Annotated in this window: 17 protein-coding genes and 1 pseudogene; 12 read left to right on the forward strand and 6 right to left on the reverse strand. The window is 69.7% G+C overall.

Features of this window, described 5'->3' with window-relative positions; all coding sequences use genetic code 11:
• Positions 1-165: 165 nt before the first annotated feature.
• The 5 genes from HW130_RS00730 to HW130_RS00750 all read left to right on the forward strand — a co-directional run bounded on the left by HW130_RS00730 (position 166) and on the right by HW130_RS00750 (position 6,211).
• Entirely contained in the window at positions 166-1,716 is a 1,551-nt protein-coding gene (locus tag HW130_RS00730) for a long-chain fatty acid--CoA ligase (protein ID WP_177147350.1), read from the forward strand.
• 146 nt (positions 1,717-1,862) lie between these two features.
• Positions 1,863-2,255, forward strand: coding sequence for an acyl carrier protein (locus HW130_RS36620; RefSeq protein WP_177147351.1), 393 nt, complete (start codon positions 1,863-1,865; stop codon positions 2,253-2,255).
• Between the two features lie 256 nt (positions 2,256-2,511).
• Positions 2,512-3,069, forward strand: a complete 558-nt coding sequence (locus tag HW130_RS00740) for a prenyltransferase/squalene oxidase repeat-containing protein (RefSeq protein ID WP_177147352.1) — start codon at positions 2,512-2,514, stop codon at positions 3,067-3,069.
• Between the two features lie 87 nt (positions 3,070-3,156).
• Positions 3,157-5,244 (forward strand): HelD family protein, encoded by a 2,088-nt coding sequence (locus tag HW130_RS00745; protein ID WP_375256491.1) that lies wholly within the window; start codon positions 3,157-3,159, stop codon positions 5,242-5,244.
• A 322-nt stretch (positions 5,245-5,566) separates the two neighbouring features.
• A complete protein-coding gene (locus tag HW130_RS00750; protein ID WP_309140271.1) occupies positions 5,567-6,211 on the forward strand; it encodes a TetR family transcriptional regulator in 645 nt (214 codons plus the stop codon).
• Between the two features lie 39 nt (positions 6,212-6,250).
• Here the strand turns inward: HW130_RS00750 and HW130_RS36905 are convergent.
• A pseudogene (locus HW130_RS36905) lies at positions 6,251-6,796 on the reverse strand (FAD-dependent monooxygenase); the annotation flags it as partial.
• The gene (locus HW130_RS36910) at positions 6,688-6,936 is read right to left on the reverse strand and encodes an FAD-dependent monooxygenase (RefSeq protein ID WP_375256495.1); all 249 of its coding nucleotides are present in this window, start codon (positions 6,934-6,936) and stop codon (positions 6,688-6,690) included. The gene HW130_RS36910 and the pseudogene HW130_RS36905, both read right to left, overlap by 109 nt.
• Positions 6,937-7,320: 384 nt before the next feature.
• Between HW130_RS36910 and HW130_RS00765 the strand changes: the two genes are divergently transcribed.
• The gene (locus HW130_RS00765) at positions 7,321-8,544 is read left to right on the forward strand and encodes a cation:proton antiporter (protein WP_177147354.1); all 1,224 of its coding nucleotides are present in this window, start codon (positions 7,321-7,323) and stop codon (positions 8,542-8,544) included.
• Between the two features lie 166 nt (positions 8,545-8,710).
• Here HW130_RS00765 and HW130_RS00770 read toward each other — a convergent pair whose 3' ends face one another.
• Positions 8,711-8,968, reverse strand: a complete 258-nt coding sequence (locus tag HW130_RS00770) for a hypothetical protein (protein WP_256355721.1) — start codon at positions 8,966-8,968, stop codon at positions 8,711-8,713.
• Between HW130_RS00770 and HW130_RS00775 the strand changes: the two genes are divergently transcribed.
• Positions 8,967-9,707 (forward strand): VOC family protein, encoded by a 741-nt coding sequence (locus tag HW130_RS00775; protein ID WP_177147355.1) that lies wholly within the window; start codon positions 8,967-8,969, stop codon positions 9,705-9,707. The genes HW130_RS00770 and HW130_RS00775 overlap by 2 nt on opposite strands.
• Before the next feature lie 41 nt (positions 9,708-9,748).
• On the opposite strand, the gene HW130_RS00780 is transcribed toward HW130_RS00775, so the two are convergent.
• Positions 9,749-10,756, reverse strand: coding sequence for a DMT family transporter (locus HW130_RS00780; protein WP_177147356.1), 1,008 nt, complete (start codon positions 10,754-10,756; stop codon positions 9,749-9,751).
• Positions 10,757-10,902: 146 nt separating this feature from the next.
• On the opposite strand from HW130_RS00780, the gene HW130_RS00785 reads away from it, so the two are divergent.
• The 5 genes from HW130_RS00785 (at position 10,903) to HW130_RS00805 (ending at position 15,587) form a co-directional block, all read left to right on the forward strand.
• Positions 10,903-11,355 carry an Lrp/AsnC family transcriptional regulator gene (locus HW130_RS00785; RefSeq protein ID WP_177147357.1) on the forward strand — a complete coding sequence of 151 codons (453 nt, stop codon included), beginning with the start codon at positions 10,903-10,905 and terminating at the stop codon, positions 11,353-11,355.
• 624 nt (positions 11,356-11,979) lie between these two features.
• Entirely contained in the window at positions 11,980-14,244 is a 2,265-nt protein-coding gene (locus HW130_RS00790; RefSeq protein WP_309140272.1) for a nitrate- and nitrite sensing domain-containing protein, read from the forward strand.
• Positions 14,241-14,645, forward strand: coding sequence for a roadblock/LC7 domain-containing protein (locus HW130_RS00795; RefSeq protein WP_177147359.1), 405 nt, complete (start codon positions 14,241-14,243; stop codon positions 14,643-14,645). The genes HW130_RS00790 and HW130_RS00795 overlap by 4 nt, the downstream gene beginning before the upstream one ends.
• Positions 14,645-15,010, forward strand: a complete 366-nt coding sequence (locus HW130_RS00800) for a DUF742 domain-containing protein (RefSeq protein ID WP_177147360.1) — start codon at positions 14,645-14,647, stop codon at positions 15,008-15,010. Before HW130_RS00795 ends, HW130_RS00800 begins: the two co-directional genes overlap by 1 nt.
• Complete coding sequence (locus HW130_RS00805; protein ID WP_218182970.1) at positions 14,997-15,587, forward strand: ATP/GTP-binding protein; 591 nt, start codon at positions 14,997-14,999, stop codon at positions 15,585-15,587. Before HW130_RS00800 ends, HW130_RS00805 begins: the two co-directional genes overlap by 14 nt.
• A 287-nt stretch (positions 15,588-15,874) precedes the next feature.
• Here HW130_RS00805 and HW130_RS00810 read toward each other — a convergent pair whose 3' ends face one another.
• A complete protein-coding gene (locus HW130_RS00810) occupies positions 15,875-16,951 on the reverse strand; it encodes a PP2C family protein-serine/threonine phosphatase (RefSeq protein ID WP_177147361.1) in 1,077 nt (358 codons plus the stop codon).
• A gap of 164 nt (positions 16,952-17,115) precedes the next feature.
• Positions 17,116-19,305 (reverse strand): cation-translocating P-type ATPase, encoded by a 2,190-nt coding sequence (locus HW130_RS00815; protein ID WP_177147362.1) that lies wholly within the window; start codon positions 19,303-19,305, stop codon positions 17,116-17,118.

Here is a 19,305-nt window from a genome sequence, read left to right on the forward strand (position 1 = left end):
TCACCGACCTCTCGCCGTACGGCGGCACAGGGGGACTCCAGTACGACATCTTCGTCGATCCACCGCGATGACGAAGTAGCACGCCCGCGCTGGGGGGCGAAGCGCGGACCACACAATCCATCCGCGGGCGAGCGAGCCCGCCGCGAGGCTCATGAGGAGTCACCAGTGCTGAACCTGTCGATCCTGCTCGAAGACTCCGCCCGTAAGTACCCCGACCGCGAAGCTGTCGTACTGGGCCCGACCCGCATGACGTACCGTCAGGTGAACGCTGCGGCCAACCAGGTCGCGAACCTGCTCGTGGAACGCGGGATCGGCCCCGGTGACAGGGTGGCCCTCAGCTGCCCGAACCTACCGTACTTCCCGGTCGTCTACTACGGCATCCTCAAGACCGGCGCGGCTGTCGTCCCGCTCAACGTCCTCCTGAAAAGCCGCGAGATCGCCTACCACCTGGACGACGCCGATGTGAAGGCCTACTTCTGCTTCGAGGGCACCCCCGAGTTGCCCATGAGCGCCGAGGGCTTCGCCGGCTTCCAGCAGGTCGACGCCGTCGAGCACTTCTTCGTCATCACCGGTGATCCGGCGGCTCCCAGTCCCATCGACGGCGTCGAGACGCTCGGCAGTGCCATGGTCGGCCATGGCACCACGTTCGAATCAGCAGCGACCGAGCCCACCGACACCGCGCTCATCCTCTACACCTCCGGGACCACCGGACAGGCCAAGGGCGCAGAGCTGTCGCACGCCAACACGGTGATGAACGTGCTGGCATGCAACCGCCTGTTCGGCAGCGCCCCGGCTTCCGACAGCCACCTGCTCTGCCTCCCGCTCTTCCACACCTTCGGTGCCACGGTGCAGATGCACGCGGGCTTCTCGATGGCTGCCACCCTCCACCTCGTTCCTCGCTTCGATGCGCGGGAAGTCGTCGACCTGATGGGCCGCGAGCCCATCACGTTCTTCGCCGGCGTACCCACCATGTGGTGGGGCCTCTTGAACGCGCTCAGCGACGACACCGACGTCGAGCGCATCGCGAGCAACCTCCGGATCGGCATCTCCGGAGGTGCCGCACTCCCGTTGGAGATCGCCCACCAGATCGAACAGCGCCTCGGGGTCACGGTGCTTGAGGGCTACGGGTTGTCGGAGACTTCTCCCGTCGCGACGTTCAGCGACCCCGATCTCGACCCACGCCCGGGATCGATCGGGGTGCCCATCTGGGGCGTCGAACTGAAACTCATCGACGACGACTGGACCGAGGTGACCGAAAGCGGCCAGGTCGGCGAGATCGCGGTCAAGGGCCACAACGTGATGAAGGGCTATTACGGCCGGCCGGAAGCCACCGCAGAGGTCATCCGCGATGGATGGCTCCGCACCGGCGACCTCGCACGGCGCGACAAGGACGGCTTCTACTACATCGTCGACCGATCGAAGGACCTCATCATCAGAGGCGGCTTCAACGTCTATCCGCGTGAGATCGACGAAGTCCTGATGACGCACGCGCAGGTCAGCTTGGCCGCCGTCATCGGCGTACCTCACGACAGCCACGGCGAGGAGATCAAGGCCTACGTCATCCTTGAGCCCGGTTCCTCCCTCACCACCGACGAGCTCGTCGCCTGGGCCAAGGGAGAGATGGCGTCCTACAAGTACCCGCGCATCGTCGAGTTCGTGCCCAGCCTGCCGATGACCGCCACCGGAAAGATCCTCAAGCGCGAGCTGGCCCGCTGAACAAGGCGGCGACACACAAGACACACGAACACACATCGTGGTCGACACCGGACCAGCGGGTGCCACGGAATCGCTTCGAGCTGAGACGAGTTCGTCGACCGAGCCACCCGCCACACGCCTCGTGCAGGCCACCCCCACGACCTGGCGTGTCGTCGCCGCCGCGGAGGACGGGCAGCTCGCGGGCCGGCGTCTGGTACGAGAAGCGGGACCACCTGGCGCTGACCCGGCTCGCGGAGCAGCGTCGATCGGAGCGCGGTGCCGCCGCCGGGGTGGCCGAGGCCGTGCCGGAGGAGCAGTCGGGCACGGCCGGGCGCCTGCTCGCCCTGTGGCGGACCACGCTCGGCCGGACCGACCTCGGCCCGCACGTCAACTTCTTCGACAGCGGCGGACATTCGCTCCTCGGGGCGCAGCTCGTGCAGCGCATCGAGAAGACGCTGGGCGTGCCGGTGCGACTGACCGGCCTGTTCGCCCATCCCACCCCGCTCGCCATGGCCGAGCATCTCGATCCGGACGCCGCTCCGTCGGCCCCGGGAGCCTGAGGAAGACGGAGCCTGAGAAAGACATGGAGACCGTGAACCAGAAGCACGCCACCGCCCCGTCCGCAGCGACCGCGCCGCCGTGGCGGGTCCTGTGGCAGGACACGTTCGACGGCCCGGCCGGCTCCCCGCCCGACCTCGCCGTCTGGCAGGTCGTCACCGGGCAGCCGTTCGGAGCCGGCATCGAGTTCCACACGGACGACCCCGCGAACATACGATCCCGGAGCACGAGCCCTCGACCACCACCAACGCGCACATCATGGAGGCGCTGGGCTGCCACCTGTCCGCCCTGTCCGAGGGGCTCGTCGACGGGGACGGCGGCCGCTACCGGGACGCCGTCGCCCGCATCGCGGCGTGGCTGCGCGGCCGTCAGCGGCCGGACGGCAGCTGGTCCGACAAATGGCACGCCTCGCCGTTCTTCGCGACGATGCGCTGCGCCCTGACCCTGCACCGGTACGCGGGGCCGGACGCGGCCGAGGCCCTGCGCGGGTCCGTCGACTGGCTGCTGGAGCGGCAACGCGAGAACGGCTCGTGGGGCCGCTGGGAGGGCACGGCGGAGGAGAGCGCGTACGCGGTGCGCACCCTGCTGGAGCTGACCGGCGACGGCGGCCCCCGGTCCCGGGAGGCGAGGGAGGCCGTGGGCCGGGGCTGTGACTTCCTGGTGGAGCACGGTCTGGACGTGGACCGCCACCCGCCGCTGTGGATCGGCAAAGAGCTGTACGCGCCCGCCCATCTGGTGCGTGCGGCGGTGCTGGGGGCGCTGATCGCCGCCCGTCGGGAACCGGCCACCAATAACACAACTCAGCCAGTCTCTTAACCTGGTTCAGTTATGCTGTGAACCGGAAATCGCCGTCCGGCCCCGGCCGGGCGGCGCGCAAGACCGCCCCTTCGGAAAGGTCGATCGATGACGTCACACGTCCAGGACATGTACGGCACCCTGGAGGCCGTCGGACTCGACGACGAGCTGGCCCTGGAGCGTGCGTACGTTGCGATGTGCCGCGAGGCGATGACCCGCCAGGTGGACGATGCCCAGTACCAGGTCGTCGCGGGTGAGGACGTGTCGGGCGACGGCGCCGGCGCCGAGGCGCTCGGCCGCTACCTGCGCACCCGCGCACGGCGGATGGCGGAGGAACCCGACAGCCCGCTGTTCTTCGGCCGGCTCGACTTCGAGGACTCCGAGGAGGCGGACGACCACCGGCGGCAGCGGTACTACATCGGCCGCAGGCGGGTCTCGGAGCACCCGGCCGCACCGCCCCTGGTGATCGACTGGCGTGCACCGGTTTCCCGCACCTACTACCAGGCGAGCGCCCTGGACCCGCGCGGAGTCGCGGTGCGGCGACGCTTCGGGTGGGCGACGTGGAGCCACGGCGCCCCGGAGGACCTCACCGGGCTGGAGGACGAGCACCTCGACCACGCCCGGGGCGACGGCGACGCGGCGAGCGCGATCGTCGCCGCCGAGATCGAGCGGCCCCGCCTCGGCCCGATGCGCGACATCGTCGCCACCATCCAGCCGGAACAGGACAACCTGGTCCGCAGCGAGCTGAACGAGTCGGTCTGCGTGCAGGGCGCGCCGGGCAGCGGCAAGACCGCCGTCGGCCTGCACCGCGCCGCCTATCTCCTCTACACGTTCCCCGAGCGGCTCCAGCGCAGCGGTCTTCTGATCGTCGGCCCCAACCGGACCTTCCTGCGCTACATCGCGGAGGTGCTGCCGTCGCTCGGAGAGATCGACATCGCCCAGCTCACGGTCGAGGACGTGGTCGCCCGGCATCCCGTCCGCCGGGTGGACACGGAGGAGGCCGGTGCCCTGAAGCACAGCGAACGCATGACCACCGTCCTGGAGCGCGCCCTGTACGCCCGGGTCAAGCACCCCGAGGAGTCCATCGCCGTCACCGACGGCTCGTACCGCTGGCGGGTCGACTCGTCGGACCTGGCCCGGGTCATCGACGAGGTGCGGGCCATGGGCGTGCCGTACGCGGTCGGCCGCGAGCATGTGCGCACGCGCGTGGTGACTCTGATCCAGCAGCAGGCCGAGCGGCGGGCCGGCCCGAAGAGCGTCACCTGGGCCCGGAAGATCGGCCGTTCGAAGCCGGTCGCCGCGCTCCTGGAGGCCGCGTGGCCGGTGGCGCGACCGGAGGAGGTCGTGGCCGGGCTGCTGCGTGATCCGGCAGTGCTGGAGGCCGCTGCTGACGGTGTGTTCGACGCCGACGAACAGCGGGCCCTGCTGTGGGCCAAGCCTCCGCGGTCGGAGAAGAGCGCCACCTGGTCGGTCGAGGACATGCTGCTCCTGGACGAGGTCGCGGGGCTCATCGAACGCCCCGAGGGCTACGGCCATGTGGTCGTGGACGAGGCCCAGGACCTGTCACCGATGCAGTGCCGGGCGATCGCCCGGCGCAGCGCGTTCGGCTCCCTCACGGTGCTGGGCGACCTGGCCCAGGCCACGGCGCCCTGGTCGGCGCGCAGCTGGCAGGAGCAGCTGGAGCACCTGGGCAAGACGCAGGCCACGGTCGTCCCGCTGACCACCGGCTTCCGCGTCCCCGCCGCGGTGATGGAGCTGGCCAACCGGCTCGTGGGCGCCCTCGGCGTGGATGTGCCCCCGGCCCGCTCGCTGCGCCACGACGGCGAACTGACGGTCAGGGCGGTCGACGCCCTGGCGGACGCCACCGTGTCCGCCGTGCGCGCGGCTCTCGACCGCGAGGGGTCGGTCGCCGTCATCGCCGCCGACGACGCGGTGGCCGCCACCTCGGCGGCCCTGCGCAAGGCCGGCATCGAGACGGCGACCGCCGAGGAGGTCGGCACGGCCGCCCGGGTGACCGTGCTGCCCGCGACGGTCGTCAAGGGCCTGGAGTACGACCATGTCGTCGTGGTCGAGCCGGCCGCGATCGTCGAGTCCGAGCCACGCGGACTGCACCGGCTGTACGTGGTGGTGACGCGTGCGGTGTCCCGGCTGGACGTGCTGCACGCCCGGCCGCTGCCGGAGCCGCTCGTCGTCTGACGACGGAGACGTGGCCGAGATGTGCGGCCCGGGACTCCGCCGGGCCGCATTTTCTTTACGGTCTCCGCCGAGGAACGGACCCGTCTGCACGGGCGTGCGGCCGTGGTGCTGCACGACAACGGCGCGCATCCGGCCACGGTGGCCGAACACATCGTGGCGGTGGGAGGCATCGCGGAATCCTGGGCTCCCCCACTGCTCCGGGAAGCCGCGACCGAAGCGCTCGCCCAGGACGAGTTCCCCAAGGCGATGCGGCTGTTCGACCTGTCAATTCCCATACTCGGTCAGTTGATTGCCCCGGTAAGGGAGGTGCTAGGATGGCCTGGTGAATGCGCCGATGGGCTTGCGGGAGCGCAAGAAGCAGCGAACGCGAGAGACGATCTCCGACACGGCGATCACGCTTTTCCTGGAGCACGGGTTCGACCAGGTCTCGGTCGTCGACATCGCGGCGGTGGCCGAGGTCTCCAAACCCACGCTGTTCAAATATTTCCCCACCAAGGAAGACCTGGTCGTCCACCGGTTCGCCGACCACCAGACGGTGAGCAGCACCGTCGTGGCCGAGCGGCCGCCGGGGGTGTCCGCGATCGACGCCCTGCACCAGCACTTCCTGGACGGGCTCGCGGCCCGCGACCCCATCACGGGGCTCAACGACGACGATGACGTCCTGGCCTTCCACCACCTCGTCTACTCCACGCCGAGTCTGGTGGCGCGCGTCAGCCAGTACCTCGCCCAGGCCGAGGAGGCGCTGGCCCGGGCCCTGGCCGACGCGCTCGACTCGGACCGCGCGATCACCGCAGCCCTGCTGGCCGGCCAGGTGATCGCCACCGAGCGCATCCTGGCGTCGGTGAACTGGCAGCGCATCGTCGCCGGCCGGTCCGCGGACGAGGTCCACCCCGAGGCGGTTGCCGACGCCGACCACGCCTACGCCCTGCTGCGGCACGGCCTGGCCGAGGTCGCCCCGCAGAAGTGAGCACCGCCGGCCGTCCGCGCCGAGGGGCGGGGTGGCCTGGATCTGCCAGGAGCGCGTGCCGCTGAGCGGGCACAGCATGACCACGCCGAGGTCGAGGTCCAACCACTGGTACCAGGCGTCGGGTGCCAGCCCGTCGACCTGGACGTCCCCGACGATCAGCTCTTTCTCCGGCTCGGTGAAGCCCTCGAAGGAGATCCCGAGCCGCTTGCGGACCAGGCTGCGGCCGCCGTCGCAGCCGACGAGGTAGGCGGCCGACACCTGCTCGGTGCCCTGCGCGGTGGCCAGGGTGGCGGTCACCCCGTCCGGGTGCGCCTGGTCGAACTCGACCAGTTCGGTGCCCAGTTCCACCGTGACCCCGTACCCGGCGAGCCGCTCCCGGAGGATCTCCTCCACCCGCGACTGCGGCATGAAGTGCAGCCGGCGGAACGGCTCGCCCTGCGTGGGCGCGTTGTCGAGATACGGGACGGTCTCGTTGATCAGCCGGTCACGGCGGTAGCGCCGGAACGGAAGCCGCTGCGTACCGGACGCAAGGACTTTGTCGAGGACCCCGAGGTCGTAGAACACCTCCAGGGTGCGGGGCTGGATGCCCGCCTTGCCGCGCGAGCAGTCGTGAAGCTCCGCTCCTTGTCGATGATCCGCACCGGTACGCCCCGGCGGGCCAGTTCGAGCCCGAGAGTCAGACCGGTCGGGCCGGCCCCGCTGATCAGCACGCTGACGTTTTCCATACAACCCGTCACTTCGTCGTTGGGTGTGGGCAATTGCCCAGGTCAGGCTGCACGGTATGAAGGTCTCCGGCCTCCGGCTAACCCCTAGGGATCCCCTAGGGTCAGGTGATCCCGGCGGCGAACAGCCGCGCCAGTTCGTAGGGGTGTCGGGTGGGCATGCGCCGCGCCCACACCTGGGGCATGTCATGCCCCGCCGGGGCTCGCCGACGGCCGGCAGTGAGGAGCCACCCTGACGCCGGGCGTATCCGACGGCCGTGGCATCCGCAGCGAGGTCACCCCGCCAGGAGGGCGGAGACCCTGGGGTGTCCAGACCTCGGATCTCCGTCTCGCCTGCGAGGATGTGACCTCTGGCTTCGTCTGTCGCTCCCGCTCCTGCGAGTCGCCGTGATCGCTCTCCTCGTCCTGCTGTCCCTGCTGTTCCTGTGGGCTGTCGTGTCGGACCGGCTGGCGCGGTGGAGCATCACCGCGCCGATCACGTTCGCCGTGGCGGGCATCCTGCTCAGCGGCGGTGACCATCCGGTCGTGCCACTCGACATGGACACCCACATCTTCGAGCGGACCCTCGAACTCGTCCTCGCCGTGATCCTGTTCACGGACGCCACCGAGGCACGGGACTACGCCCGGCTGCGTGGCCCGGTGGGCGAGGGACGGCTGCTGGGACTCGCCCTGCCGGCTTCCCTCGTCCTCGCCACACTGGCCGGTGCCCTGGTCTTCCCCGGAACGAGCTGGTGGCTGCTCGTCGTCGCGGCTCTCGTCGTCATGCCGGTGGACCTCGCCCCGCTCCTGATGTTCCTGCGCGACGAGCGCGTGCCCCTGCGGGTCCGCGCCGCGCTCAACATGGAGGGCGGCTTCAACGACGGACTGATCTCACCGCTCTTCGTCTTCTGCGTCGCCAACCTCGTCTCCGCCGAGGGCGCCTCCTTCGCGGAACTTCTCCTCAACGCCCTCAAGGGCGTGGTGTACGCCGCGATCGTCGGCACCGTCCTCGGGTATCTGGCCTCCCGAGTGGTGCGCTGGGCCCTGGAATCCGAGTGGGCCAAGCCCGCCGGCCTGCGCCTGGCGGGGCTGGCACTGCCGTTCCTGACCTACGCGGCCTCCGTCCTCGTCGGGGGCAACGGCTTCGTCGCGGCGTTCGTCGCGGGCCTCTGGTACGCGAACACCGTGTTCGTGATCGGCGGCGACTCACTCGACCTGGTGCATGACGTCAGCCATCTGCTGGCCCTGGCGGCCTGGTACGCCTTCGGCTCTCTGGCCGCGGAGGCGTTCGCCGACGGGATCGCCCTCCAGGTCCTCGCCTACGCGGTGCTGGTGCTCAGCGTGGCCCGGTTCGTCCCGGTGGTCGCCTCACTCACCGGAATCGGGTTCAGTCGTCCCGAACGTGCCGCGGTCGGCTGGCTCGGCCCACGCGGTGTCACCTCCATCGTCTTCGCGGTCCTTGCGTACGTTCAACTACCGCAAGACGACGCTGCCTTGGTCGTCAACGTGACGGCCGCGACCGTCCTGCTCAGCGTGATCCTGCACGGAGTGACCGCGGAACCTGTCGCCCGCTGGTTCGCACGGCACCCGCAATCCGAGGAGCCGGTCTCGCCGCCGGCTCGCGGCCGTTGAGAGATCCCCGGCACCGAGAGGTGGGAGCCCAGGTCAAGACCGCAGCCACGGGCCGGTCCGGCACCGGTCGCCGGTCAGGCCCCGAACGGCGGCCCATCCGCCGCACGGTGCGCACCGTTCCTCCCCGAAGCCGCCGGTTGCGTCATCACCGCGTCCCGCCCGGGGATCACGTCGCGCGGTACCGTCCCTTCTCCACCTCGGCGACGAGTCCCCCGTTCAGCAACCGCTCCAGGTGCTGCGTCGCCGTCCTCCGCTCCACCGGTCCCACCTGGGGCCCTTCGACGTGGGGCCGGTAGACCAGCCGGTGCGCGACGATCTCCTCGAGCGTCCTCGGTTCGCCGAGGAAGGCGAGGAGCGTCGCATCCCTCCGCTCCACCACGCACTGCGGATGTCGTTGCAGAGCGGCGCATAGGATCGTCGGCATGGCACTGCGACCTGTCATGGTGAACATCAAGGCTCTTGACGCCTCGGCGGTCGGCCGGTTCTGGGCGGAGGCGCTCGGGTGGAGTGCTTACAGCCCCGGCGTGACCACCTACGTCGGCCCCGTCGGCGGCCTCGTCTGGCCGCACCCGGTCACCGTCGGCATCGACGTCGTTCCTGTCCCGGAACCCAAGACGACAACAAAGAACCGTGTGCACCTCGATCTCGCCACCACCTCTGCGGCCCATCAGGCGGAGGTGGTCGCGCGCCTCCGGTCTCTCGGTGCGACGCCCGCCCATGTGGGCCAGGACAAAGTGCCGTGGACGGTCCTCGCCGACCCGGAGGGCAACGAGTTCTGCGTGCTGGAGCCCCGGGAGATCTACCGGGACACCGGGCCGATCGCCCGGGTGGTGGTCGACTGTGCGGATCCGCGGGCCATGGCCCGGTTCTGGGGTGAGGCGATGGACTGGACCCTGCACGAGGCGACCGACGATCATGCGGTGTGGCGCTCATCCAAGGGTGTCGGCCCGTATCTCGAGTTCCTCCGCACGCCCGGCGTGAAGACCGTGCCGGACCGCGTCCATCTTGACCTGCTGCCGTACCCCTGTGACGACAAAGCCGCGGAGGTGGCTCGGCTGCGGGCCCTCGGCGCCACCGACCTCGACCTCGGCCAGGGCGACGTCCCGTGGACGTGCCTGGCCGACCCGGAGGGCCACGAGTTCTGCGTCCTCGCCCCGTCCTGACGCGGAGCCTTGACGACACCCGACACGTGAGCCCTGTCTGCTCATGCGCCATGACCCCGGGTGGGCTGGGCTGGGTCGTACACGGCTGTCGCCTCCGCCGCAGTCCGAGGGGTCACGGTCCCGGAAGGCTCGCTTCTCCCCGCGTCAGGCTTCGCCGTGGCTCCCTGCCCCCGCTCGATCATGCCCAGCGCCACCCCGACGACGATGATCACGCCGCCCGTCACCTGGGCGAGCCGGATCGACTCCCCGTTGATCACGACGGCGCCGATGACGCCGAAGACCGGGACCAGGTTGAGGATGTTGACCGCGACGCTCGACGCCATCCTGCGCAGGCCGTAGTTGTAGAGCAGGAAGCCGCCTACCGAGCACGCCACGGCCAGGTGGACCAGCAGCGATGAGGCGGTCGCGCCCGGCATCTGCCACTCGTCGGCCTCCAGCAGGGACGCGAGCAGGAAGCCGGCCGCGCCCGCCAGGGTCTGGTAGTAGGTGACGCTCGCGGCGTCCTGGCCGGCGCTCGCGCGCTTGCCGAGCACGTTGTAGCCGGCCCAGGCCAGCCCACCGAGCAGCAGCAGGATGTCCCCCAGCCAGCGGGAACTGCCGCCGACTTCCGCCCCGTTGCGTACGACGAGGAACGCGCCGACGGTGGCCAGCAACACGCCCGTCACCCTCAGAGGCGGCATCCGGGTGCGGAAGACGACCAGTTCCACCAGCATCGTCATCAGCGGGTACGTGGCCACGATCAGCGACGCGTCGGATGCCGTGGACAGGTCGACGCCGACGTTCTCCAGGATGAAGTACACGGTGATGCCGAGGAACCCGCTCAGATAGAGCTGCCGCCGCTGCCGCGGGTCCGGCCGGGCCGGACGGTGCCGGCTCAGCCGTACCATCACGCCCAGGAGTAACGCCGCGAGGGTGAACCTGATGGCGCCGATACTGAGCGGGCCGACATCCTCCAGCACCTGCTTGGTCACCGCGTACGAACTGCTCCAGAACAGCGCGGCCGCCATGACCGCACACACCGCCCCCACCGTGGGTCCTCGGTCACGCATGTCAAGTCGCCCCTCTCCACTACCCACTGCGGCCACCACACCGTGACCGAACGAACGTCAGTCAACTAGGCTGGAGGCTAACAAGATCATCGAAGGTGATGCGAATAGTCCGAATTACCTTCGGAATCCGGCGGGGTGAGGCAAGCATGGACGAACTAGATTCGGCGTTGGTGCGGATGCTCCAGGAGGACGGTCGGCGCACCAACCGGGACATGGCCCAAGAGCTCGGCATCGCCCCGTCCACGTGCCTGGAGCGGATCCGGGCGCTGCGCAGGAGCGGCATCCTGACGGGATTTCACGCGGAGGCAGACCTGGCGGCGATCGGCCGCGGGCTGCAGGCGGTGATCGCCGTACGGGTCCGCCCGCCGACACGTGCGGTGATCGAGGCCTTCCAGACTTTCCTGGAGGAGATGCCCGAGGTCATCTCGATCTTCATCCTCACCGGGAACGACGATTTCCTCGTGCACGTCGCCGTCCGGGACACAGACCATCTGCACGCAGTGGTCCTTGACAAGCTGACGAAGCGCCCGGAACTCGCCGACGTACGGACGTCGGTGGTCTACGGGCACATGCGCAAGAAGGTCATCGGTCCGACATGACACCGGCGCGGACCCCGCGGGTGCGCAAGAACACCGTCAGCGTCCGGTAGCCGAGCGCTGCAAGGCGATGGACGAGCACCGCGCCACCAAGGTGCTCCTCACCCTCTGGCGCGCCTGCGCACGCTCTCGCCTGCCCCGTATCGCCGGACAGCGCTGCCGCGAACTGCTCACCCGCATATGGCGAAATTTCGACCATGTACTGAAGGGGTATACCGCCACGGCTGGGCCGTCCGCACCGTCGCGCGAAGCTCGGTCCCCTTTCTGCCGGAGGTGGCCGCAGCGGCGGCCGTGGAAGTTGATCGGTGACAACCGTGTACGGCACCGGATTCCTTCGGAGACATACAGGTTGGCCCGACGCAGGCTCTGACCCTCAACGCTTTCCGGGGTCATTACCACGCAATTGATCACTTCCGCAAGCCCTCTCTTTCTCGGCGTGGCTGGTTATGATCGGCACCCCTACGTCCCACCCAAGCGGACCGGGCGTTCCCCAAGTCCCCTCCCCAGGACTACGCCTGGCCCGGCCGGCGGTCTGCCGCCCGCTTTCCCCGCTCCCGAGGATTGATGTCTCCCATAGAACGCGAAGGGTCACAAGGCCGGTCGCCGGCTCGTCGGCGGCGGCGTACCGTGCGCCTGCGTACGCTGCTCATCTGGCTGGCGGTGGTCCCCACCACGGCCATGGGTGTCCAAGCCTTCGTCACCGCTGACCGGTTGCTGGAGCGTGCGCATCACCTGCGCGCCGACGTGGCGGCCGGTGAGCGGATCGGCGTACCCCTGTACGACCTCATGGTCGAGATGCAGGCCGAGCGGACCATGACTGCCGCGCGGTGGGCGGGCTCTTCCGTGTCCGAGGAAGACCTGCGCAAGCGGCGTGCCGCCACGGACCGGGCAGCAGCCGAGTTCCGCCGGTCGTCTCCCACCGGCGGGGCGCGATCCGAGCAGGCCGACCGTCGCCTCCTGGAGGTGACGGAAGGCCTCGACGACCTGGATGCCTACCGCGAACGCGCGGACGCCCGCAGCGGCAGCGCCGACAGTACGATCGCCTACTACACCGGCGTCATCAGCCAGATGGTGCGCTTCTACCAGGACGAGTTCAGCCACACGGAAGACGGCCGTCTCACTCAGGAAGGCCGCGTGGTCGTCGCCATGTTCTCGGCCTCCGAGATGCTGGCGCAGCAGGACACGATCCTCGCGCAGGCCGGGCCGTCCAAGGAGCTGACCACCTCCAGGTTCGCCGACATCGTCAATACCATCGGCGCCCACAGGTACCTGTACGACATGTGGATCGTGCCGTATCTGCCTGCCGAGGACAACGAGCTCTACGCTCGGATGGCCCACTCGGAAGCGTGGCAGACCAAGACCCGCATCGAGAACGAGGTCGTCTCCGAGCACACGGACACCCGATTCGGCGTGAAGCTGCCCCCGTCGGTGAGCGGCTGGCCGGCCGCGCACGAGAAGTGGGCGCCGCAGTTGGAGACGCTGAACGCCGGCCGGGCGCGGGGGCTGCTCGCGCAGGCCGACACCGAGGCGGCGGAGCTCGAGGCAGAGGTCGCCTGGCTGATCACGGGAAGCGGCGTCGGGCTGCTGCTTGTCACCGCCGCCGTCGTGTTCACCACGCGCTCGGTGCTGCACCGCCTTCGCCGTCTGCACGAACGCACGGTGACCATCGCCGAGGACACGCTGCCGGACATCGTCGACCGCCTGCAGCGGGGGCAGCCCGTCGCAGCCGACATGCTGCCCACGGTCCGCGGAGAGCAGGACGAAGTCGGACGTATCAGCGACGCGTTCGCCCGGGTCGTCGCCGTATCGGTCGACGGGCACAGGACACTCGCGGACGAGCGACATGGCTTCGGCATGTTCGCCGCGGGCATCGCCTCACGTACCGGAAATCTGGTCAGCCGCCAGTTGAGCCTCACCGAGGACCTCCAGGACACCTTCGGCCACGACGAAGCGCTCCTCGCCCAGTTGATGCGATCCGACCAGTTGACGGTGGGCATGCGGCGGCAGATCGAGAACCTGCTCATCCTGGCGGGCGGTGAGATCCCCGACCCGCACACCGAGCCCATGCGCGTCGCCGATCTGCTGCGCGAAGCCGCCGCGGAGGTCGAGGACTTCCGGCGTATCGAGCGGCAGGCCCTGGACGAGATCAGCGTGGAACCGCGCGTGATCAGCCAGATCAGCCACCTGCTGGCAGAGCTGCTCGACAACGCCACCCGATTCTCCCCGCCGAAGTCGAAGGTCGTCATCCGGGCGGACCTGGTGGCTGACGGTCTCTCGGTCGAGATCGAGGACCGCGGTCCTCGCGTGGCACCCGCGAGCTACGAGGAGATGAACGGCCGGCTCCACTCGGCCCCGCCGTACGCCGTCCTGGCGGAGAACGCGCACCGGCTGGGTCTCTTCGTCGTCGGCCACCTCGCCGAGCAACTCCGGGCCAGGGTCACGCTGCGCAGGTCGGTGTACGGCGGGACGTCGGCCATAGTGATCATTCCCAAGGAGCTGCTCGTGCCGACCGAGCGGGAACAGCCACGCACCTCGCCCGTCCCCCCTCAGCCTGTCCCCGCCGGGCCTCTCCCCGCACCGGGCCGCCCCGAGGAACGCAAGCCCGAACTGGTCCTGCATTCGCGGTCCGGTCTGCCGAGCCGTCGGACGCATGAGCGGTCGCGGGAGAGCACGCTCCCGGTGCGGCCCGTGGCGCCGGACGGCGACTCGCGGCCCGTCCTGCCCGAGCGTGTCCCGCAGACCCATATCGCCGAGCAGCTGCGCGAGCCACGCGCACCGGAACCCGTGGTCGGCCGGAACGCGGCGACACCCGAAGAGGTGGCCGACGCCTGGGCGGACTACGAACACGGAACCCAGACAGCAGAAGAAGAGCTCCGACAGGATCAGCCATGACGACGACATCGAACGACATGATCTACAGCATCCTGGACAACAATCTGAGCAGGATCGCCGGTGTCCAGGGGGCCGTGCTCCTCTCCAACGACGGGATCAAGCTCAGCGCCTACCTGCTGGAGAGGCCACAGGCGGAGCGCATAGCCGCGGCGTCTTCCGGGATCGCGGCCACGATGAAGGCGATATCCAGGGAGGTCGACGGTGGCCGGGTGATCCGCCACCTGGTCGAGATGGACGACAGGTATCTCTGCATCGTCGGGTGCGGCGAGGGCAGCACACTCATCGTCGTGACGTCCCGCAAGGCACGGCTCGGGGAGCTGGGCGGCGAGGCGGTGCGGACCGCGCAGGCGCTCGGTGAGTGGCTGGGCACACCTGAACGCACTCAGGCGCCCACGTCGTAATGCCGGACGACCCGCAGCACAGAGGCCGCCGCCGGACCCGGCTGTACGCACTGACCGATGGCCGTACAGCCGCCCCGCACACCGTCCTGACCATGGACACCACGATCACGGCGGCGGTCGCCGCGGACGCCCGCGGTGGCCTGCCCACCGAGTGGCAGGCCATCCTCTCCATGTGCCCGGCTCCGGACGGGCGCGCGGTCGCCGAGATCGCGGCCCGGATGCACATGCGCCTCACTCCGATGACGGTCCTGCTCGGCGAACTCGCGGACCGCGGGCTGGTCGACCACCGGCCGCCCCTGGAAGAGGCCGAGACCACCAATGTCCACCTGCTCATGAGAATCAGGGACAGCCTTGCCCGTATATGACTCCCCTGCCCGGGAAGCGGCCCCCCTCAAGATCCTGATCGCCGGGGGATTCGGCGTCGGCAAGACAACGCTGGTCGAGGCAGTCTCCGAGATCGAGCCGCTGCGTACGGAGGAGCGGCTGACGGCCGCGGGTGTCGGCGTGGACGACCTCGACGGAATCGAGTCCAAGACGGTGACCACCGTCGCGATGGACTTCGGCCGTATCACCCTCACCGACGCCGGGGTCGTCCTCTATCTGTTCGGTACGCCGGGCCAGGAGCGCTTCTGGTTCATGTGGGACGACCTGCTGAACGGGGCTCTCGGAGCGATCGTGCTGGTCGACACCCGGCGCCTGGACCGCAGCTTCCCGGCTGTCGACTTCTTCGAGAACCGCGGGCTTCCGTTCGTGGTCGCCGCGAACTGCTTCCACGGCGAGCAGCTGTACACCGCGGAGGAGATCGGGGCGGCGCTGCATCTGCGTGACCCGAACACGCCCGTCCTCATGCTCGACGCCCGCTCCCGTCACGACGTCCGCGACGCCCTGCTCTCGCTCCTCGACCTGCTCATCGCCAAGGCAAAGACCTCTGAGTCCGTCTGAGGGGCCAGGCCGACGCGTATCGGCGGGAACGCGTCGGCGCTGACACGTGCCCACCAGCGTGCCCCGGGCCCCCCTGAGCCGGCTTCGGTCTCGGCCCGTCAGCGCGGCCGGTGAGGCGCAGGGACCCATCGAGTTGGGATGCGGATCGCACCGCGGTCTGCTCCGTGAACGAGCCGTTCTCGCCGACGACGGCCAGGATTTCGCCGCGGCACGGTGTGAGCGAGACGCCGTCGACGGCGGGTTGTCCTTGCCGGGGTGCCGGCAGACGACCTCGTCGAGCCGGATCTTCAGTCGCGTTCCCCATCGCCTGGGTATGGATGGCGCTCGATCGCGATCATGACCGCGTCGTCGCCCAGGCGTCCCCCGACGTGGTCGAGCAGATCACGCCGGAGGTGACGCAGGAATGCGTCGGGGTTGCTCTCGGTCCAGCCCGTGATCCGCTCGGTGAGTGGATAGAAGACACCGGTGGAGTCGCGGGCCTCGAGGACCCCGTCCGTGTAGAGCAGCAGGAGGTCTCCCGCCTCGAACTTGAACGCGTCGATCTGGTATCGAGGGCGCGCAAGTTCACCGAGGCCCAGCGGAGGCGCGGGCTGGTAGGCCTCGATCGTCGTGGCACGGCCGTTTCGCAGCACAACGGGCGGCGGGTGGCCGCAGTCGATCATGTGAACCACGCCGCCCTGGTCGGGGATGTCCAAAATGGCGGCGGTGATGAAGGTCTCTCCGGTCTGGTCCGTCTCGCCGGGCTCGGCCAAGCCCCAGCACACGCTGCCGTCGAGATACGTGACCAGTTCGACCAGAGTCGCCTGGCGGTGGGCGGCGGCCCGGAACGCGCCGAGCAGCAGGGCGGCGTCACCGACGGCGGTCATGCCTTTGCCCCGCACATCGCCGATGATCAGCCGGGTACCGGAGCCGGTGCGTACGGCCGCATACAGGTCACCGCCGATCTGGGCCTCGGCCTCGGCAGCAAGGTAGAGGGAGGCGACTCCCAGCGCTCCGATCTGCTTGGGCAGCGGCCGCAGGACGACGCGCTGGGCGGTCTCGGACACGTACCTCACTTGCGACAGCTCATCGGCACGGCGCTCCCGCAGTACGCAGAAGATCACGAGGCTCGATCCGACCAGGACCAGGGCGGCGATCTGTGCCTGGTGGTTCGCCGAGAACAACTCGTCCGGATCGCGCAGCACCGCGATGATCGCCTGAGCCGCCACCGCGAGGACGGCGATCAGCCCGGTCAGTCTGGGGCCGGCGAACGACGCGGTGATCGCCGGGGCTGCGACCAGCAGGGGGCCCAGGTGAATGTGGGGCGGCGCAAGCACGTCGATCACGACAACCGCCACCATGAGCGCGATCGGGATGGCCACCATGGCATGGCCCCCTCGCGCCGACCGGCGAAGACCGACGAGGCGCAGGAACACCCCTCCTCTCTACACCTGCCCTGCCCGGCGCGCACCGCGAGCCGTACTGCGGCGACGGCCACATCGACCGCGAGCGAGCAGGCTGCGCGTACAGCCACGAAGCCCGCTCGGCGTCAGAGCACTCGGTGCTCTTCGAGCGGTGCCGCGTACAGGGCCGGCCCGCGTTCGCCCGGCAGGCGCGGGGTGTGGTTGACCAGCCGGGCCGAGTTGCCGACCACCGCGATGCTGCTGGTGTTGTGCAGCAGGGCCGCCGCCACCGGGTTGATGGAGCCTCCCGCTCCGGCGCCCAGGCCGATCAGATTGACGCCGATGGCCAGGCCGTAGTTCTGGCGGACGAGGCGCAGCGTGTGGCGGCTGAGCTCGACGACGGCGGCGACCTGTTGGAGGTCGTTGCCCGCGAGCGCGATGTCGGCGGTTTCCAGCGCCACGTGCGAGGAGTGCGCGCCCATCGCGATGCCGACGTCCGCCAGGGCCAAGGCCGGGGCGTCATTGGTGCCGTCGCCGACCATGGCCACCAGATGCCCTTCGTCCTGCAGGTCGCGGATCAACTGGAGCTTGCCCTCGGGCAGGGCATGGGCGTGCACCTCGGTGATGCCCAGTGCGTCGGCGACCGCTTGGGCCGTCTCCGGGGCGTCTCCGGTGACCAGGATGATGCGCTGCACGCCGAGGTCCTCCAGCTGCCGTACGACGGTGTGGGCGCCGCCTCGTACGGCGTCGGACAGGCCGAGCATGCCGATCAGGTCCTCGTCGTGGGCGAGACAGATGACGGTTTCGCCCTGCGCGCGCAGGCGTTCGGTCCACGCTTGTACCTCTTCGCGCAGTTCCATGCCGTGCTGGCGCAACAGGGCCGGGCTGCCGACCAGCAGGCGACTGCCGTCCAGTTCGGCGCGCATGCCCATACCGAGGACCACTTCGCACGCTTGGTGGATGGGTACGTGCAGGTGCTGCTCCTCGGTGCGGCGGACAATGGCCTCGGCGAGCGGGTGCCGGGCGTGCAGTTCACCCGAGGCCGCCAGGCTCAGCACCTGGTCGGCGGTGAACGCCTCGTGGAAGGTGACCACGCTGGTGACGAGCGGACGGCCCAGCGTGAGGGTGCCGGTCTTGTCGAAGACCACAGCGGTGACGCGTCCGACGCCTTCCAGGTGGGTGCCCCCCTTGATGAGGGTGCCGTGGCGGGCTCCGTTGCCGATGGCAGCGCTGATCGCGGTAGGGGTGGCCAGGCCGGCGGCGCACGGGCATGCGATGAGCAGCATGGTCATGGCGCGTCGGGCATCACGCGTGAGGACGTACGTCCCTGCCGCCAGCGCGAAGGAGACCGGGACGAAGCGGCGGGTGAAGCGGGTGGCCACGGTCTGGATCGGCGCACGGTCGGCCTGGGCCTCCTCCACCCGGCCGATGATGCGGCCGACCGTGGTGTCAGAGCCGACGGACGTCGCGCGGACGGCGAGGGACCCGTTGGTGACGATGGTGGCCGCATAGACCTCGGCGCCTTCGCGTACGTATACGGGGAGGGCTTCACCCGTGATCGCCGCCTGATCGACCAGCCCCTCGCCGGAGACGACAAGGCCGTCGACCGGGATCCTGTGGTGCTCATAAACGGCGACCACGTCGCCCGTCTCGACATCCTCCAGCGCCACCTCGACCTCGACGCCGTCCCGTACCAGCCACACCCGCTCCTCGCCGATGCTCAGCAGCTCCTCGATCGCCCGCCGGGTGCGGCGCAGCGTCAGGGTCTGCAGGAACTCGCCGATGTTCAACAGCCACAGCACGGTGAGCGCGACCACGTTCTCCCTCAGCATGAGGGAGATCAGTGTGGCCGCTGTGACGAGCGTGTCCGTGCCGGGATATCGGCGGCCCAGGAGAGTGTGCAGCGCCCCACGGAAGAAGGGCAGGCCACTGAAGACGGTAGCGACGCGCAGGATGCCGAGGGGAGCGCCGGCCGTCCACGGTGGGCGGCGCAGCAGAAGGCGGTGTACGGCTACGAGCGCGAGTACGGCGCCGCCGACCACCAGCCGGGCGACCTCGCCGGTGGACGAGTCGGGCATGGCACGGCTCGCTCTGGCCACGGCAGACGGTGGTGGCGCCTCCTCCAGAGCCGCGACCAGTCCGTCCACATCCAGGTGGTCGGGCGCGACCCAGACCACCACACTGCCGGTACGGGGAAAGATCCGCAGCGCCCGGAAGCCTTGCACGTCGGCGAGCCGGTCATCGACCAGTCCGGCGCACCCTGGCCGGGCCTGCAGCCATGGCACGGTCAGCCGTACCCGTCCCGCGGCGACCGAGCGGATGGTGATGCCGGACAT

The organism is Streptomyces sp. PKU-EA00015, assembly GCF_013387495.1.
GTDB lineage: Bacteria > Actinomycetota > Actinomycetes > Streptomycetales > Streptomycetaceae > Streptomyces.

Coding starts and splice junctions, on each gene's coding strand:
- HW130_RS00740 (WP_177147352.1), top strand. CDS start 2,512: ATGGAGGCGCTGGGCTGCCACCTGTCCGCCCTGTCCGAGGGGCTCGTC.
- HW130_RS00745 (WP_375256491.1), top strand. CDS start 3,157: ATGACGTCACACGTCCAGGACATGTACGGCACCCTGGAGGCCGTCGGA.
- HW130_RS36910 (WP_375256495.1), bottom strand. CDS start 6,936: ATGGAAAACGTCAGCGTGCTGATCAGCGGGGCCGGCCCGACCGGTCTG.
- HW130_RS00775 (WP_177147355.1), top strand. CDS start 8,967: ATGGCACTGCGACCTGTCATGGTGAACATCAAGGCTCTTGACGCCTCG.
- HW130_RS00770 (WP_256355721.1), bottom strand. CDS start 8,968: ATGCCGACGATCCTATGCGCCGCTCTGCAACGACATCCGCAGTGCGTG.
- HW130_RS00780 (WP_177147356.1), bottom strand. CDS start 10,756: ATGCGTGACCGAGGACCCACGGTGGGGGCGGTGTGTGCGGTCATGGCG.
- HW130_RS00785 (WP_177147357.1), top strand. CDS start 10,903: ATGGACGAACTAGATTCGGCGTTGGTGCGGATGCTCCAGGAGGACGGT.
- HW130_RS00795 (WP_177147359.1), top strand. CDS start 14,241: ATGACGACGACATCGAACGACATGATCTACAGCATCCTGGACAACAAT.
- HW130_RS00800 (WP_177147360.1), top strand. CDS start 14,645: ATGCCGGACGACCCGCAGCACAGAGGCCGCCGCCGGACCCGGCTGTAC.
- HW130_RS00810 (WP_177147361.1), bottom strand. CDS start 16,951: ATGGTGGCCATCCCGATCGCGCTCATGGTGGCGGTTGTCGTGATCGAC.
- HW130_RS00815 (WP_177147362.1), bottom strand. CDS start 19,305: ATGTCCGGCATCACCATCCGCTCGGTCGCCGCGGGACGGGTACGGCTG.